This window comes from Stenotrophomonas sp. PS02298, from assembly GCF_029959445.1.
In the GTDB taxonomy this organism is placed as follows: Bacteria; Pseudomonadota; Gammaproteobacteria; order Xanthomonadales; family Xanthomonadaceae; genus Stenotrophomonas.
Genome location: NZ_JASCOR010000335.1, coordinates 1 through 566, shown reverse-complemented (window position 1 = coordinate 566; position 566 = coordinate 1). Strand labels below are relative to the sequence as shown.

Annotated in this window: 1 protein-coding gene; it reads right to left on the bottom strand. The window is 65.9% G+C overall.

Features of this window, described 5'->3' with window-relative positions; all coding sequences use genetic code 11:
- Positions 1 to 133 precede the first annotated feature (133 nt).
- Positions 134 to 415: a DUF3079 domain-containing protein gene (locus QMX78_RS21495; protein ID WP_282273493.1), complete on the bottom strand. Its 282-nt coding sequence runs from the start codon at positions 413 to 415 to the stop codon at positions 134 to 136.
- Between the last annotated feature and the right edge of the window lie 151 nt (positions 416 to 566).

Genomic DNA, 566 nt, shown 5'->3' with positions numbered 1-566 from the left:
CCCCCCCACCCCCCCCCCCCCCCCCCCCCCCCCCCCCCGCCCCCCCCCCCCCCCCCCCCCCACCCCGACACCATTGCAACCACAAGAGAGCCCGCAACCTGACAAACCACCCGCCTCGCGGCTCACGCCGCTCCTACAACTTCTTCTCCAGCGCCGCCCTTCCCGGCCGCCCCGGCTCCGGCTCGATACCCCACGCCAGATACCAATCCTCGCCCTGAAGCTCCGCCGGATGCTGCGTGCGTCCGGAACCATTGCCGCAGGCCAGCGCATCGGTCGCGCAATACTTGTCGCAGCCCCAGCAGATCCGCTCAGGATGTTTTGGATTCAACGGAAATGGCTTTGCCATCGCAAGACTCTCCACTCCAGGAGAGCAACCATGCGCCGCCAAGGCAATGCCCACCTTGATGTAAATCAAGCAAGCCCAAGCGTGGTAGTGCCGAGCCATGCTCGGCAAAGGCCTTCCTCACAAACCCCCACCGACCACCTTGTAGTGCCGAGCCATGCTCGGCAGAGACCTTCCAGGCAATCCAACAGCCACCCTGTAGGAGCGGCGTAAGCCGCGAAAC